Genomic DNA, 14599 nt, shown 5'->3' with positions numbered 1-14599 from the left:
GTCCTGATCGTGCTGTCGGAGGGGCGTCTGCTGAACCTGGGCAACGCGACCGGTCACCCGTCGTTCGTGATGTCGAACTCCTTCGCGGACCAGACACTGGCGCAGATCGAGCTGTTCACCAAGCCGTCGGAGTACCCGACCGACGTGTACGTGCTGCCCAAGCACCTGGACGAGAAGGTCGCCCGTCTCCACCTGGACGCGCTGGGCGTCAAGCTCACCACCCTGCGCCCGGAGCAGGCCGCGTACATCGGCGTCAAGGTCGAGGGCCCGTACAAGCCCGACCACTACCGCTACTGACGGCCATGGACGCCCTGGACACCCCGGAGACCCCCGACACGGGCGCCGAGGCCCGTGACCCCTGGCTCCCGGACCGGCTGCTGCGAACGGAACGGGACGCGCTGGTCCCCCTGTTGCGCCGTACGCCCGAGGACGCGTACGGGCTCCGCACCGCCTGCCCGGGCTGGACCGCCCGGGACGTCCTCGCCCACTGCGCGGCCGCCCTGATCCGCATCGTGGAGGGCCGCCTGGAGGAGGGGGTCTTCCTGCCCGCCGCCAACGCCGCGGACGTGGCCGAGCGCGGGGACTGGCCCGTGGCACGGATCGTGGACGAGCTGGAACGCGGCCTCACCGAGGCCGGGCCGGTCATCGCCGCGGGCGACGGCACGCTCGACACGGTGGCCCTGGGGGAGTGGATCCACTCGGGTGACGTCCGCGCGGCGTTCGGGGAGCCCGGCGCGTACGCCGGCGACAGCCTCCCGCTGGCGCTGCCCCTGCTGCGCACCGCCAGCCGCAAGCGGGAGACGCCCCGGCTGGTCGCCCACCTCGGCGGCCACGAGGGGCCCCTGGTCCTGGGCAACGAGGTGCCCGACCGCCCCGCCGCCCGCTTCCGCGGGGACGCGGCGACGCTGATCCGCCTCTACTCCGGCCGCCCCCTGGTCGCGACCCGCTACGAACTGGCGGGCGCGGCCGAGGCGGAACTGCTCATCTACCGGTGACTCCGGACAGCACACCGGCCGGGTCCCGTCCGCCCCACACGGCGAACGGGACCCGGCCGGGATCCGGGGCCCGCGCGTTCACTCGATGGTGACGACCTGGAACGCCTCCGCCATCCGGCCGGCGGGAAGCCCCGCCGCCCGGGCGTGCTCACCCAGCCACTCCCGCAGCAGCCCCGCCAGATCGTCGAAGTGCGCGGTCTGCGAGGTGTGGATGCGCAGGGCCTCCACCTTGCGGTCGAAGACGGGGGTGACGTCGACGTACTGGTTGGGCGTCGGCCCCGTCATCAGCCACAGCTCCGGCACGATCCACGGCTCCAGGCCCTCCTCCTTCAGGAGCGAGGGATGGGCGAACGGATTGCGCGCCTCGGGGTAGACGGCCCGCAGGGCGGCCTCGCCCACCGCCCGGTGGTCGGGGTGGAGATCGGCGACCCGGCCCCAGTTGATCTCCGGGCTCGGTATCACCGCACGCTGCGGGCGGACCTGCCGGATCACCCGGCACAGGTCGCGGCGAAGCTCCACGCTCGCCTCGACGTAGCTGTCGGGGTAGCCGAGGAAGCGGACGTCGTCGACGCCGCTGCGCTTGGCCGAGTGCACCTGTTCGGCACGGCGCAGGTCCCCCATCGCCTGGCGCGGGAGCTGCTCGTCGTATCCGCCCGCGCCGCCGTCGGTGACGATGCAGTACGTCACCCGTGAGGTGCCCTGCGCGATCCACCGCATGACCGTCCCGCTGACGCAGAACTCGATGTCGTCCGGGTGCGCGGCCACGACCAGCAGGGATTCGGGGGCGCTGCGGTCTGGGCGATCGGTCGCGAAGTGTTCCATGTGATCAGCCTGTTGGGCATGGGCGTGGGCCGCAAGGCGGCTCCTTTGGCGTACTCGCGACATGTCGCCTCTACGCCACGCACGGGCGACCGCTTCCCCGTACGGACCGTGGACCGGGGTGGTACGGGGCACGGGCGCCCCGGTGGACGTCGCCGCCCCGAGGGCGGTCCGGCGGTCGGCGGCGGCCCCGCTGGCGTGTCCACGCAACGGCGCGAATGCGCAAGCCCATACCAGACCGCACGGTTCGTTTCTCTGTCAGTGTTGGCTGGGCACCCCGCTTTCTTCCGTTCCGAGCCTCGCTGCGTCCTTCGCACCACAGCGTCAAGGAGGTCCCATGAGCACCCCCGTCTGGATCACCGCGACCCCGCCGGCCACCCACGGCGAACTGCACGTCGGCCACCTCGCGGGACCGTACGTCGCCGCCGACGTGCTCGCCCGCTACCTGAGGGCCGAGGGCGAACCCGTCCGGTTCACCACGGGCACCGCCGACCACGCCAGCTCCGTCCACGTCCGCGCGCTCCGCGCGGGACGCAAGCCGGAGGAGGTCGCCGAGGGATACCGCGCCGCGATCACGTCGGACTGGCTGCGCTCGGGCGTCGAGTTCGACCACATCGTGCGCCCCCGCCAGGACAAGGGCTACGGGAGCTGGCTGACGGCCCTCTTCCGGCAGCTGTACGCGGACGGGGTCATCGCGGCCCGCACCCGCCTGGCCCCGTACTGCGAACCCTGCGGACGCTGGCTCCACGGAGCACACGTCACCGGCACCTGCCCGCACTGCGCGGCGGTCAGCGACGGCGGCATGTGCCACGAGTGCGCCCGCCCCAACGACGGCGGCGACCTGCTGGAGCCGCGCTGCGCCCAGTGCGCCTCCCCGGCCCTGCCCCGGCGCTGCCGGCGCCTGTACGTCCCGCTGGAGCCGCACCGGGAGGCCCTCGCCGAGTACTGGGCCGGCACCGGCATGCCGCCGAGGCTGGCCGCGCTGTGCGAGTCGCTCGTCGAGGACGGGCTGCCGGACATCGCCGTGTCCCACCCCGCCGAGTGGGGTCTGCCCGTCCCCGTCGACGGCTTCCCCGAGCACCGGATCGACGGCTGCTTCGAGGCGGCGGCCATGCACCTCTTCGGCCACGGAGAGCGGCCGCTGCCCGAACGGGCCGTCCACTTCTGCGGTTTCGGCCACGCCTTCTGCCACGCGGTGCTGCTGCCGGTCCTGCTGTTCGCCCGGGGCGTGAAGCTGCCGCAGCACTTCTGCGTCAACGAGGCGTACGTCATCGAGGACGAAGCCCTCGTCTGGGGCTCCGGCCAGAAGGCCTGGGCGCTGGACCTGATCACCGAGTACGGCTCGGACACCCTGCGCCGGCACGTCCTCCAGGCCCGCCCGCTGGGCCGCCGCACGGCCTTCCACGCCGACCGGCTCGCCGCGGCCCGCCGGGAGCTGGACGAGAGCTGGAACAACTGGCTCGCCCGGCTCTTCGCCGCCGTCCGCGAGGAGTGCGCCGGGCTGGCGCCTGCGGCGCTGCCCGGCGGTACCGGCTGGGAGGTACTGGAGCGGCGGCTGCTGCGGGGGGTGGAGGACCTGCGCGAGGCCTACTCGCCCGAGGCGTTCGACCCGCGCAGGGCGGTCGCCCTGCTCGACGAGATGGTGCGCTCGGTGGCCGACTTCGGCCATGTCAACGCCCACGAGACGCACCGCCCCGCCTCCGGCGGCCGCCACCTGCCGGTGCTGGCCGCGCAGTTGGCCGTGGCCCGCGCGCTCGCGGCGTGGGCGCGGCCGGTGATGCCGGAGGGGGCGGACCGGCTGGCCGCCGCGCTCAAGGCGGCACCCGGCGGCCCCGTCTCGGCCGCGGCCCTCGTCCCGCCCGTACCGGGGACCCGGCTGGCCCCGCCCTCGGGCCCGGTGTTCGGCTTCTAGGCCGCGCGCGGACCACCCGTACGGCCCGCACGACGCGTGCCACACGCCGCACCCCATGTGCGACTCGCACCACGCGCACCACCACCGGCACCACCCGCACGACAGCAAGACGACAGAATCCCTTCTCCGCCGCGTGACCGCGCGCCGGTCGCCCCGCGGCGCGGAGCCGGACGCGGCCCCTCCCCGTAGGAGCTCCACGTGTCCCTGCGCGTCGCCATGCTCAGTGTCCACACCTCGCCGCTGCACCAGCCCGGCACCGGGGACGCGGGCGGCATGAACGTCTACATGGTCCAGCTCTCCCGCGCCCTCGCCGAACAGGGCATCGAAGTCGACCTGTTCACCCGCTGCCGGGGCGAGGCCCGTCCCTCCCCGGACGCGCTCGGCCCCGGCGTGCGGGTGCGCCACCTGGAGGCCGGCCCGCGCGCGGCCCTCGCCAAGGAGGACATGCCCGCCCTGGTCGTGCCGTTCTCGCTGGCACTGCTCAAGGAGCGGCGGCGCTACGACCTGGTCCACTCGCACTACTGGCTCTCCGGGCAGGCCGGCCGGATCGCCGCCGCCGGCTGGCGGATCCCGCTGGTGCACACCGCGCACACGCTGGCCCGGGTGAAGAACGAGGCCCTCGCCGACGGTGACACCCCCGAACCGGAGCTGCGGATCCGCGGCGAGCACCAGGTCGTCGGCTCCGCCGACCGCCTCATCGCCAACACCGGTGACGAGGCACGGGCGTTGCGGGAGCTGTACGGAGCCGAGGAACGGCGCACGGAGATCGTCCGGCCGGGCGTCGACCTGCGGACCTTCGGGCCCGGCCGGGGGCGGGCCTCGGCGCGGGCCCGCCTCGGGCTGCCGGCCGATGCCTTCATCCCCCTGTACGCGGGCCGCATCCAGCCCCTCAAGGGCCCGGACGTGATGGTCCGGGCGATCGCCGAACTGCTGCGGGAGGCCCCCGAGCTGCGCCGGCGGACCGTCGTCCCGGTGGTGGGCGGGAACTCGGGGGCCGGACCGCGCGGCGAGGCCTGGGAACTGGCGCGGGAGCTGGGGGTGTCGGACGTACTGCGCCACTTCCCGCCGGTGCCTCAGGCCGAGTTGGCCCAGTGGTACCGGGCGGCGGACGTCCTGATGGTGCCCTCGCGCAGCGAGTCCTTCGGCCTGGTCGCGCTGGAGGCGCAGGCGTGCGGGACCCCCGTGCTGGCCTCGGCCGTCGGGGGACTGCCGACCGCGGTGCGGGACCGGGTGACGGGGTTGCTCGTACGCGGCAACGATCCCGTGGAGTACGCCCGGCGGCTGCGCTGGTTCGCGCGACATCCCGGGGAGGCCGCCGGGATGGGGCGCGCGGCGGTGCGTCACGCCCGGAGCATGAGCTGGGGGGCGGCGGCCGCGCGGACCCTGGAGGTCTACCGGGACGTGCTGCGCGAGGAGCGGTGGGGCCCGGAGGCGAGTGAGGCAGGAGCGGCGGCACGCTCCTGCCTCGCCGACGCCTCTCCCCTGGAGGGTCGAGAAGGCCGGACGGCCACCCTAACAGCTCTTTTGAGCTGACCAAAGATGTGCAGGTGTCACATCTGTATGAACTCCAGATCCGCCCTAAACGCGCTACAGCCGCGTGGCCCGGTCGTGGAATTCATACGAGAATGGAGATGTCTTCGACGGAATGCCGGCGGCACGGATCCGCGGAGACGGAATCGATATCCCATTCCCTGGAGGAAATCATGTCCGCTGCGCACGCCACCGGAATCCGCGGGAACGCCCGTCACGCCGCCCCCGCCCGCCCGTCCTGTACCGCGGCCGGTGCCGGCCGTTCGTCGTTCCACTCCGACGACAACGGCTGGGACTGAACGGCCCGCCCCGTCAGCGCCGGTGAAGCCCCACGACCGCCTTCGGCGGTCGCGGGGCTTTTTTACGCCTCCAGCGGCGCATTGCGTGGGAGCGGAGTATTTCGGCGGTATTTCGACTTACCGTCCGGGTGGATCGGAAAAGCCGTCAAGAACCGGTGGAACCGGGTCGATGGCCTGTGAAATCAGTCCAGCCAGCCGAGCCGCTGGGCGCGTACCCCGGCCTCGAAACGGCTCGACGCCCCCATTTCCTGCATCAGCTCTGACAGCATGCGGCTCACCGTCCGCAGGGACACGCCGAGAGTGCGGGCGACCTTCTCGTCCTTCATGCCCGAGGCGAGCATTTTCAGTGCGGCCCGCTGCTGCTCGGACAGTCCGTCGCCGCCCAGTTCCGGCGCGACGTCGTCGCCGTACGGGGTGGCCGCGTGCCAGCAGTGCTCGTACAGCGCGAGATAGGAACGGACCAGGGCGGGACCGCGGGCGAGGATCGCGCCGGCCGCCCGGTCGTCGGGGTGCACGGGCAGCACGGCGAACTGCTGGTCCGCGATGATCATGTTCATCGGGACCGCGGGGGACAGGCGGATCTCCACCCCGGCCTCGACCCGGCGGCGGAGCATCTCCACCGCCTCCGGCGAGGTGGTGATGCGCTGGTGGTAGATGGCGCGGATCCGCACCCCGTTGTCGATCTGGCGGCGGTCACGGCTCAGCACCCGGTCGGCGACCTCCCGGACCAGGGCCGTCACGTGCATGGACGTCAGGTCGTGCCGGATGACGTCCGTGATGTCCTCCAGCACCTGCTGGATCCGGCCGTAGTCGTCGAGGATCTCGACCTCCACGTCGGAACCGTTCAGCGAACCGGGCCGCAGGAACCTCCCGACCAGGGTCTCGAGCGCGCTGTACGCCCGGTCGGACTCGTCCAGGTGCTCGCGCAGCCGCTCGCGTTCACGCTGGAGCATCCGCAGCAGGGCGATCTCGGGGTCGACCACGGTGACCGCGTCCGGCCCGGGCTCCCAGGCGCCGGACTGGAGGTCGGCCCGGGTGGCGTGGGTGGTACCGGTCGGCACGACGAGGCCGAGGGAGGTCAGCTCGGCGCGCCACTTCTCGTACTCCTCGGGCGTCAGCCCGAGCTCCTGGAAGACCTCGTTCGGGTCGGACACCCCGCGCAGGCGCAGCTCCTGATAGAAGGCCAGCACCCTGTCGGCGGACTGGATGCCGTCCCTGCCGTCGCCCGTTGCCATCGCGAAGCGACCCCCTCATCTTACGAATCGACAGTCACACTTTGGCACATACCTATGGCGGGGCTCCTGTTCCCCCGAACGGGATGTGACGGGCGTCACATGGCCTCTCCGGGGTGTGTGACTGTGCTTCAGGCCGGCCCGGCCGGGGCTCCAGCGGGGTGGCGCCGGGCCGGCGGGCGCCCGCGTCGCCATGCGCGCGGGCGGACGGCGGGCGCCGGAGGTCAGTCCCGCGGAGCGTCCAGGCAGTCGGGGCACAGCCCCTTGAAGGTGACCTCGGCGCCGGCCATCCGCCATGCGCCGATCGCCTCGCCGGCCGGCTCGGGCACCTCGGCCCCGACGTTCTCCACCCGGCCGCAGCGCACGCACAGCGCGTGCTGGTGGGGCGGGCCGGAGATCTCGAAGACGGCGGGCAGGCCCGGGCGGTCGAACTTGGACGCCAGTCCGGTCTCCAGGAAGTGCCGCAGCATCTCGTAGACGGCCTGGCTGGTCAGGGTCCCGAGCCGCTCACGGGCGGCGGCCGTGATGGACTCGACGTCCATGTGGCCGCCCGACGACAGCACTTGCAGCACCTCGAGCCGCGGCCCGGTGACGCGCAGCCCCACGTCGCGGAGGCGCTGGATCACCGCCTCGCGGCTCGTCGGCCCCTCCACGACAGCCATCATCCCGCCCGTCACCCTCCGCGATCTGGTCCACTCAAACCTTTGGGGGCATCGTACCTCTTGCCCGGCCTCGCGGAACGGGGACGGGAGCCGCCGGCGCTGACGGCCCGACCGCCGCCGCCGGCCCGCGCCGCGTCAGCCGTCGGCGCGGCAGACCAGCAGGACGCTCTCCGTCCGCTCGTCGAGGCGGTGGGCGCTGCGGCGCTCCACGCGCAGGCCCGCCCCGTGCAGTTCGGCGGCCAGGCGCTCCGGATCGACGATCCACTTCCGGGTGGTCAGGACCAGCCGCTCGGTGCTCAGCCGGCCCGTGCGGACGCAGTGGTAGGAGATGTGCTCGCTCATCGCGTCCAGGTCGAACACCTGGCGGGCGACCGTCCACTCCTCGACCCCGTCGAACCGGGGGACCTGGAACGCCCAGCTGCGCCGGGGGTCCTGCGACAGCCCGCGCAGCCCGTGGGCCGTGTAGTCCAGGGCGAGCGCGCCGCCCGGCTCCAGGTGCGCGGCGATCTCGCGCAGCAGTCCCGGACGGGCGTGGGGCGGCACGGCCGAGATCATCGTCCCCGCCATCAGGGCCAGCCGGTACGTGCCCCGCAGCCGCAGCTCCGCCAGATCCGCCCGGGTGGTGACCAGCGCCCCCGACACCTGCGGCCCGATCCGCCGGCCCCAGGCCCGCAGCCGCTCCAGACTGGCGGCGTCCCGGTCCACGGCCTCCACCCGGAAACCCTGGCGGGCGAAGGGCACCGCCAGCCGCCCCGCACCGCAGCCCAGGTCCAGGACCGGGCCGCGGCCGCAGCTCCGCGCGAGGCTCAGGTAGCGGACGATGTCCGCGCTGTGCGGGCCCAGCAGCGCGTCGTGCAGCCAGAGCGCCTCCTCGTCGGCGGGCGCGGCCGACTCCAGGCCGGGCAGGAAGCCGGCGGGCCGCAGTACGGCGCTCGCCCCGTGCGCCGCCGGGGCACCGGCCGCCGTGCGCGCGGACGGCGGGAGCGGTGTGAACGGGGCGGGCACGACCGGCGGGACGGACAGGGAAATGCCGCTCGGGGTGTGCATCGCTCCTCCAGGGGTCGCTCGGTCCAGCCGTCCGGGCGGGGCTCCCGTGCCGCCGGGACCGCGCCGCTGGAGAAATCCTGTCCCGTGGAGGAGGTCCGGGGCCAGAGCGGAGGGCTGCGTGAACACGCGATGGCGTGGATCTGCCACACCCCGCCGGAGGGCGGGCGGCCGTCAGAGCGCGCGGCCGAGCCTGACCGGTGTCAGCGCGGCGAAGCCGTGGTGGGCGAAGAAGGGGAGGGCCGGGGCCTGTTCGACGGGCAGGGTGATCCGCTGGGACGTCGCCCCGTGCGCCCGCATCCGGCCGGTGGCGGCCTCCAGCAGCGCCGTCCCGACGCCCTGCCGCTGCCGGTCCGGGGTCACGCACAGGGCGTAGATCTCCCCCTCGGCGGCGACCGGCACACCGCCCGAGACCGCCCCCACGACGGTTCCGTCGGTGTCGGACGCGACCAGCCAGCCGAGCCAGGCGGGAGCTCCGCCTGGAATTTCAATTTCCGCTCTTATGCGGGGGAGAGCGCAATGATCCGACACCAGGCGGCCCACCCGGATTTCCCCGAGGACCTCGCCGTAGCCGTCGCGAATCGCTTCGGCGAGGAGCCGGGAAATCGCCGTCGCGTCACCGGGCGCTGCCGTCCGCACCTCAGCCAGCAGCATTCTTCCCGCACCTCTCGCCGTACCGGTCCTGCGCCCGCACGCGCTCAGAATAGCGGGCAATTCGAGTGGCGGGGCGCGGCGGGAAATCTACGAATTGGCTTAGTAAATAGCCGGGTTGGCGGAGTCGGGCGGCGAGACGGGAGCGAGAGGAGGGGAAGGGGACGATCCGCTATCAGGAGGTCCAACAGCACGCGATCATCAGCGGAACGACCGTCGACACCGCCGCGGCCACCGCCAGCACCCCGCGCAGCACCGGGCGACCCGCCCGGCGCGGCCCCAGGATGCGCCGCATCCGCACCGCCGCCGAGGGCCCGCCCGCCGCGAACGCCCTGCGGGGCGCCCGCCCCGAGGCCAGCGCGTACAGCGCCGTGGCCAGCGCGTCGCTGGAACAGCCGCGCAGCGCCCGGTCGTCGGCCGCCATCTCCAGCAGCAGCGGCACGGTCCGCCCGCCGATCCGGGCCAGCGGCAGCCGGCGGAAGACCGCGCTGTACGCGCCCGCCGCCGCGACCAGCAGGTGGTGGCGGCCGCCGATGTGGGCCCGCTCATGCGCGAGCGCGGCGGCCAGCTCCTGTTCCGTCAGGACCTCCAGGGCCCCCGAGGACACCACCACCCGCCGCGAGCGCCCGGGCAGGCAGTACACCGCCGGGCGCGCGTCCTCCAGTACGGTCGCCCCCAGCCCGGCGTCGTACCGGCCGACGAGGCGCAGCAGTTCGGCGTGCCGGCCGCGGGCCCGGCGCGCCCGCACGAGTTCCCGTACGAAACCGGTGACCGGTACCGTCAGCACCGCCAGCGACGCCGCCGCGGCGAGGGCCTCCCGCCCGGTCGCCGCCGCCAGCCGGGCGCCGGAGGGCGGGGCCAGGGTCATGACCGCGTCGATGAGCCGGTGGCTCGTCTCCGGCGGGAGCAGTAACTGCGCCGGCACGATGGCCGATGACAGGGCGAAGACGGCACCGCACACGATCCAGGCGGCCAGCCCCATCCGGGGCACCTGCTGCGCCCAGCGGGCGCGCACCAGCAGCCACGGGATCACCAGGCCGGTGATCAGGGCGAGTCCGAGGGGCGGCAGGACGTGGTGGTTCACCGGTCGCCCCCCTCGGCCGGACGGTCGGGGCGGGCGGCGCGCAGGGCCTCGTCCAGGGCCTCCACGTCCTCGTGGGACATGCGCTCCACGAACCGCAGCAGGGCGGCCCTGCGGTCCTGGCTGTCGCCGAGCGCGTCCTGCATCAGCGCCGCGGTGTACTCCTCGCGGCTGCGGACCGCCTCGTACATCCAGGCGCGGCCCGATTTCTCGCGGGTCAGCCAGCCCTTGCGGTACAGGATGTCGGCCACGGTCATCACCGTGGTGTAGGCGACCTTGCGCCGCCGGTTTATGTCGTCGACGATCTCGCGGACCGAGGCGGGGCGTTCCCACTGCCACACCCGGTCCATGATCTCGGCCTCCAGCTCTCCCAGCCGGCGTACGCGCATCCTCTCGGCCCTCCCCCTCGCGAGCGGCTCATCGTACGGCCCGTCACCTCGCCCGGGTCATACCCCGGCCCGGTACACGTGCGCCGGGCCGCCCGCCGCGACGCCCGCCGCCCCTCCACCGGACCGTACGGGTGGAGGGGCGGCGGGCGCGGGGGCCGCTCAGCCGGCGGAGGCCCGGAAGCCGCGCAGACGCAGGCTGTTGCCGACGACGAAGACCGAGGAGAAGGCCATGGCCGCACCGGCGATCATCGGGTTGAGCAGTCCGGCCGCGGCGAGCGGCAGGGCGGCCACGTTGTAGGCGAAGGCCCAGAACAGGTTCGAGCGGATGGTGCCGAGCGTCCTGCGGGCGAGCCGGATGGCGTCCGCCGCGGCCCGCAGGTCGCCGCGTACGAGGGTCAGGTCGCCGGCCTCGATGGCCGCGTCGGTGCCGGTGCCCATGGCCAGGCCCAGGTCGGCCTGGGCGAGGGCGGCCGCGTCGTTGACGCCGTCGCCGACCATCGCGACGCTGCGGCCCTCGGACTGCAGCCGCTTGACGACGTCGACCTTGTCCTGCGGCATGACCTCGGCGATGACCTCGTCGATGCCGACCTCGGCGGCGACGGACTCGGCGACGGCCTCGTTGTCGCCCGTCAGCAGGATCGGGGTGAGGCCGAGGGCGCGCAGCCGGCGGATGGCCTCGGCGCTGGTGTCCTTGACCGCGTCCGCGACCTCCAGGACCGCGCGGGCCTCACCGTCCCAGGCCACCGCGATCGCGGTACGGCCGGAGGCCTCCGCCTCGGACTTGGCGCGCTCCAGGTGCGGGGGCAGCTCCATCGCCCACTCGGCGAGCAGCTTGCCGCGGCCGACGAGCACGGCGTGGCCGTCGACGACGCCCTGCACGCCGAGGCCGGGGATGTTGGCGAAGTCCTCGGGGGCGGGGAGGGCGCCGACCCTCGCGGTGGCGCCGGCGGCGACCGCCTGCGCGATGGGGTGCTCGGAGGCGTGCTCCAGCGCTCCGGCGAGGCGCAGCACCTCGGTCTCGTCGGTGCCCTCGGCGGTGTGCACGTGGAGCAGGGTCATCCGGCCGGTGGTGACGGTGCCGGTCTTGTCCAGGACGATGGTGTCGACCTTGCGGGTGCTCTCCAGGACCTCCGGGCCCTTGATCAGGATGCCGAGCTGGGCGCCGCGGCCGGTGCCGACCATGAGGGCGGTGGGAGTGGCCAGGCCCAGGGCGCAGGGGCAGGCGATGATGAGGACGGCGACCGCCGCGGTGAAGGCGGACGCGAGGCCCGACCCGGTGCCGAGCCAGAACCCGAGGGTGGCCAGGGCCAGTCCGATGACGACGGGGACGAACACCGCGGAGATCTTGTCGGCGAGCCGCTGGGCGGCGGCCTTGCCGTTCTGGGCGTCCTCGACCAGCCTGGCCATCCGGGCGAGCTGGGTGTCGGAGCCGACCCGGGTGGCCTCGACGACGAGGCGGCCGCCCGCGTTGAGGGTGGCGCCGGTGACGGAGTCGCCGACGGAGACCTCGACGGGCACGGATTCGCCGGTGAGCATGGAGGCGTCGACGGCGGAGGAGCCCTCGACGACGGTGCCGTCGGTGGCGATCTTCTCGCCGGGGCGGACCAGGAAGCGGTCCCCGGGCTGGAGTTCGGCGGTCGGCACGGTGACCTCGCGGCCGCCGCGCACCACCGTGACCTCCTTGGCGCCCAGTTCCAGCAGCGCCTTGAGGGCGGCGCCGGCCTTGCGCTTGGACTTGGCCTCGAAGTACCGGCCGGCCAGGATGAAGGCGGTGACGCCGGCGGCCGCCTCCAGGTAGATGTTCCCCGCGCCGTCGGTGCGGGCGATGGTGAACTCGAAGGCGTGGGTCATGCCGGGGGTGCCGGCCGTGCCGAAGAACAGCGCCCACAGCGACCACAGGAACGCGGCGATCGTGCCGACCGAGATCAGGGTGTCCATGGTGGCCGCGCCGTGCTTGGCGTTCGTCCAGGCGGCGCGGTGGAAGGGCCAGGCCGCGTACGTGACGACGGGCGCGGTCAGGGTCAGCGAGAGCCACTGCCAGTAGTCGATCTGGAGGGCCGGGACCATGGCCATCGCGATCACGGGCACGGCGAGGGAGACGGCGGTGACGAGCCGCTGGCGCAGCGGACCGAGCCCGTCGTGCTCCTCCTGCTCCGTCCCGGCGCCCGGCGCGCCGCCCGTGCTCGGCGGCGCCGGCTCCTGCGCGGTGTAGCCGGTGGCCTCGACGGTGGCGATCAGGTCCGCGACGGAGATGTCGGCGTCGAAGGTGACCTTGGCCTTCTCGGTGGCGTAGTTGACGGTGGCCTCGACGCCGTCCATGCGGTTGAGCTTCTTCTCGATGCGTGCCGCGCACGAGGCGCAGGTCATGCCGCCGATGGCGAGCTCGACCTGGGCGGCGCCGGGAGTGATGGTGGTCATGAGTGCTGCTCCTCGTTCGAGCGCGGGGTGGGGGCCGGGGCCCGTGGACGGACGGGCCCCGGCGGCCGGGCGTGTGGGACGGGCCGGGTGTCAGGCGCGGCCGGTCAGCTCGTAGCCGGCGTCGTCCACCGCCGCGGTGATCGCGGCGTCGTCGGGCTCGCCGGTGGTGGTCACGGTCACCACGCCGCCGTCGACGTCCACGTCGACGGAGAGGACCCCGTCGAGCGCACCGACGGACGCGGTGATGGCGGTCCGGCAGTGTCCGCAGGACATGCCGGACACGCGGTACACGGTGGCGGTGGCTTCGGCCACGGCCACGGCGGTGGTACCGCCGGCGTTCGTACCGCAGCTGCCTTCGGGGGTGCAGCAGGAAGACATGTGTTTCTCCTTGATCGGACCTCAGTCGTGCCGGTACCCGCCGGGGGTACCCGCCTGACTCCAGATATACCCCCCGGAGGTATCCATCGCAAGTGTTGTCCCGGCTTGACTTGATACCCCTGGGGGGTATCGTGAAGTCTATGAAACCGCTGGATGCGGCAGTGGTACGTACGTCGTAGGGGAGATCGGCCAATGAACACCGGAGTGAAGATCACCGTTTTCGCCGCCGCGCTGGCGGCGACCTTCGGCACCGCCTACGGCGTCGGCGCGGGCGTGGGCCCCGTGGGCGCGCCGGCCAAGCCGGAACACGGCGGTCACGCGGCGCGGACCCCCGAGGGCCCGGAGGGGTCCACCGGACACGGGGCCCACGACGGGGCGGCGGCAGCGGGTCCCGCGGCCGGCGGGCTCCAGGTCTCCGAGGGCGGGTACTCGCTCAGCCTGGACACCCCCCGGATCGCGGCGGGCCAGGGCGAGCTGCGGTTCTCGGTCAAGGACAGGGAGGGCCGCAAGGTCACCTCGTACAAGACCGAGCACGGCAAGGAGCTGCACTTCATCGTGGCCTCGCGCGACCTCACGGTCTACCGCCACCTGCACCCCGTGCGCGCCGCGGACGGGACCTGGTCGGCGCCGGTCGACCTGCCCGCGGCCGGCGCGTACAAGGCGTTCGCCGACTTCGCGCCCGCCGCGCCCGGCGCGAAGAACGTCACCCTCGGCGCGGACCTCCTCGTCCCCGGGGCGTACGCGCCGGAACCGATGCCGCCGGCCGTGAACGCGGCGGAGGTGGACGGCTACCGGGTGGCCCTGGGCGGAACCCTCGACCCCGGCAAGCCGGGCGAACTCAGGCTCACCGTCAGCAAGGACGGCAAGCCCGTCACCGACCTCGAGCCCTACCTGGGCGCTTACGGCCACCTGGTCGCCCTGCGCGACGGAGACCTCGCCTACCTGCACGTCCACCCCAACGAGGGCGGCCCCGGCCCGGACGTCTCCTTCACCGCCACCGCCCCCAGCGCGGGCACGTACCGGCTCTTCCTGGACTTCCAGCACCAGGGCACGGTGCGCACGGCGGCCTTCACGGTCAACGCGGGCGGCGGCGCGGCCCCGGCGGCAGCCCCGGCCGCGCCCCCGGCGGCGCCGGAGGAGCCGGGTAGCCACTCCCACTGAGAGGCATACCGCATACCCCCCGGGGGGT

Annotated in this window: 15 protein-coding genes; 6 read left to right on the top strand and 9 right to left on the bottom strand. The window is 73.8% G+C overall.

The window, feature by feature from the left end; all coding sequences use genetic code 11:
- Both ACZ4WZ_RS09620 and ACZ4WZ_RS09615 read left to right on the top strand, forming a co-directional pair.
- Window positions 1-297: adenosylhomocysteinase (locus tag ACZ4WZ_RS09620; RefSeq protein WP_467887365.1), on the top strand; the 297-nt coding region annotated here is incomplete at its 5' end.
- Between the two features lie 5 nt (window positions 298-302).
- The gene (locus ACZ4WZ_RS09615) at window positions 303-995 is read left to right on the top strand and encodes a maleylpyruvate isomerase family mycothiol-dependent enzyme (protein WP_467887362.1); all 693 of its coding nucleotides are present in this window, start codon (window positions 303-305) and stop codon (window positions 993-995) included.
- A 78-nt stretch (window positions 996-1073) separates the two neighbouring features.
- Here the strand turns inward: ACZ4WZ_RS09615 and ACZ4WZ_RS09610 are convergent, their stop codons facing one another.
- Entirely contained in the window at window positions 1074-1817 is a 744-nt protein-coding gene (locus ACZ4WZ_RS09610) for a PIG-L deacetylase family protein (protein WP_388945192.1), read from the bottom strand.
- Window positions 1818-2151: 334 nt separating this feature from the next.
- Between ACZ4WZ_RS09610 and ACZ4WZ_RS09605 the strand changes: the two genes are divergently transcribed.
- From ACZ4WZ_RS09605 to ACZ4WZ_RS09595, 3 genes are all read left to right on the top strand, one after another.
- Window positions 2152-3726, top strand: coding sequence for a class I tRNA ligase family protein (locus ACZ4WZ_RS09605; RefSeq protein WP_467887360.1), 1575 nt, complete (start codon window positions 2152-2154; stop codon window positions 3724-3726).
- Between the two features lie 216 nt (window positions 3727-3942).
- Window positions 3943-5259 carry a D-inositol-3-phosphate glycosyltransferase gene (gene mshA / locus ACZ4WZ_RS09600; RefSeq protein ID WP_467887409.1) on the top strand — a complete coding sequence of 439 codons (1317 nt, stop codon included), beginning with the start codon at window positions 3943-3945 and terminating at the stop codon, window positions 5257-5259.
- Window positions 5260-5429: 170 nt separating this feature from the next.
- A complete protein-coding gene (locus ACZ4WZ_RS09595; protein ID WP_467887357.1) occupies window positions 5430-5555 on the top strand; it encodes a hypothetical protein in 126 nt (41 codons plus the stop codon).
- A gap of 182 nt (window positions 5556-5737) precedes the next feature.
- On the opposite strand, the gene ACZ4WZ_RS09590 is transcribed toward ACZ4WZ_RS09595, so the two are convergent.
- The 8 genes from ACZ4WZ_RS09590 to ACZ4WZ_RS09555 form a co-directional block, all read right to left on the bottom strand.
- Complete coding sequence (locus ACZ4WZ_RS09590) at window positions 5738-6790, bottom strand: helix-turn-helix transcriptional regulator (RefSeq protein WP_467887354.1); 1053 nt, start codon at window positions 6788-6790, stop codon at window positions 5738-5740.
- Between the two features lie 221 nt (window positions 6791-7011).
- Window positions 7012-7452: a Fur family transcriptional regulator gene (locus ACZ4WZ_RS09585; protein ID WP_467887352.1), complete on the bottom strand. Its 441-nt coding sequence runs from the start codon at window positions 7450-7452 to the stop codon at window positions 7012-7014.
- A 132-nt stretch (window positions 7453-7584) separates the two neighbouring features.
- Window positions 7585-8496 carry a class I SAM-dependent methyltransferase gene (locus tag ACZ4WZ_RS09580; RefSeq protein ID WP_467887350.1) on the bottom strand — a complete coding sequence of 304 codons (912 nt, stop codon included), beginning with the start codon at window positions 8494-8496 and terminating at the stop codon, window positions 7585-7587.
- Between the two features lie 171 nt (window positions 8497-8667).
- Window positions 8668-9147, bottom strand: coding sequence for a GNAT family N-acetyltransferase (locus tag ACZ4WZ_RS09575; RefSeq protein ID WP_467887347.1), 480 nt, complete (start codon window positions 9145-9147; stop codon window positions 8668-8670).
- A gap of 172 nt (window positions 9148-9319) precedes the next feature.
- Window positions 9320-10228: a M56 family metallopeptidase gene (locus ACZ4WZ_RS09570; protein WP_467887344.1), complete on the bottom strand. Its 909-nt coding sequence runs from the start codon at window positions 10226-10228 to the stop codon at window positions 9320-9322.
- Window positions 10225-10614: a BlaI/MecI/CopY family transcriptional regulator gene (locus ACZ4WZ_RS09565; protein ID WP_467887341.1), complete on the bottom strand. Its 390-nt coding sequence runs from the start codon at window positions 10612-10614 to the stop codon at window positions 10225-10227. The genes ACZ4WZ_RS09570 and ACZ4WZ_RS09565 overlap by 4 nt, the downstream gene beginning before the upstream one ends.
- Before the next feature lie 159 nt (window positions 10615-10773).
- A complete protein-coding gene (locus tag ACZ4WZ_RS09560) occupies window positions 10774-13032 on the bottom strand; it encodes a heavy metal translocating P-type ATPase (RefSeq protein WP_467887338.1) in 2259 nt (752 codons plus the stop codon).
- 90 nt (window positions 13033-13122) lie between these two features.
- Window positions 13123-13410 carry a cation transporter gene (locus ACZ4WZ_RS09555; protein ID WP_388945164.1) on the bottom strand — a complete coding sequence of 96 codons (288 nt, stop codon included), beginning with the start codon at window positions 13408-13410 and terminating at the stop codon, window positions 13123-13125.
- Window positions 13411-13602: 192 nt separating this feature from the next.
- On the opposite strand from ACZ4WZ_RS09555, the gene ACZ4WZ_RS09550 reads away from it, so the two are divergent.
- Window positions 13603-14571, top strand: a complete 969-nt coding sequence (locus ACZ4WZ_RS09550) for a hypothetical protein (protein ID WP_467887334.1) — start codon at window positions 13603-13605, stop codon at window positions 14569-14571.
- Window positions 14572-14599: the final 28 nt, after the last annotated feature.

Source organism: Streptomyces sp. NPDC029122 (assembly GCF_055569445.1).
Note: the sequence above shows the minus strand (reverse complement) of the source record. Positions and strands in the feature narration are given on the sequence as shown.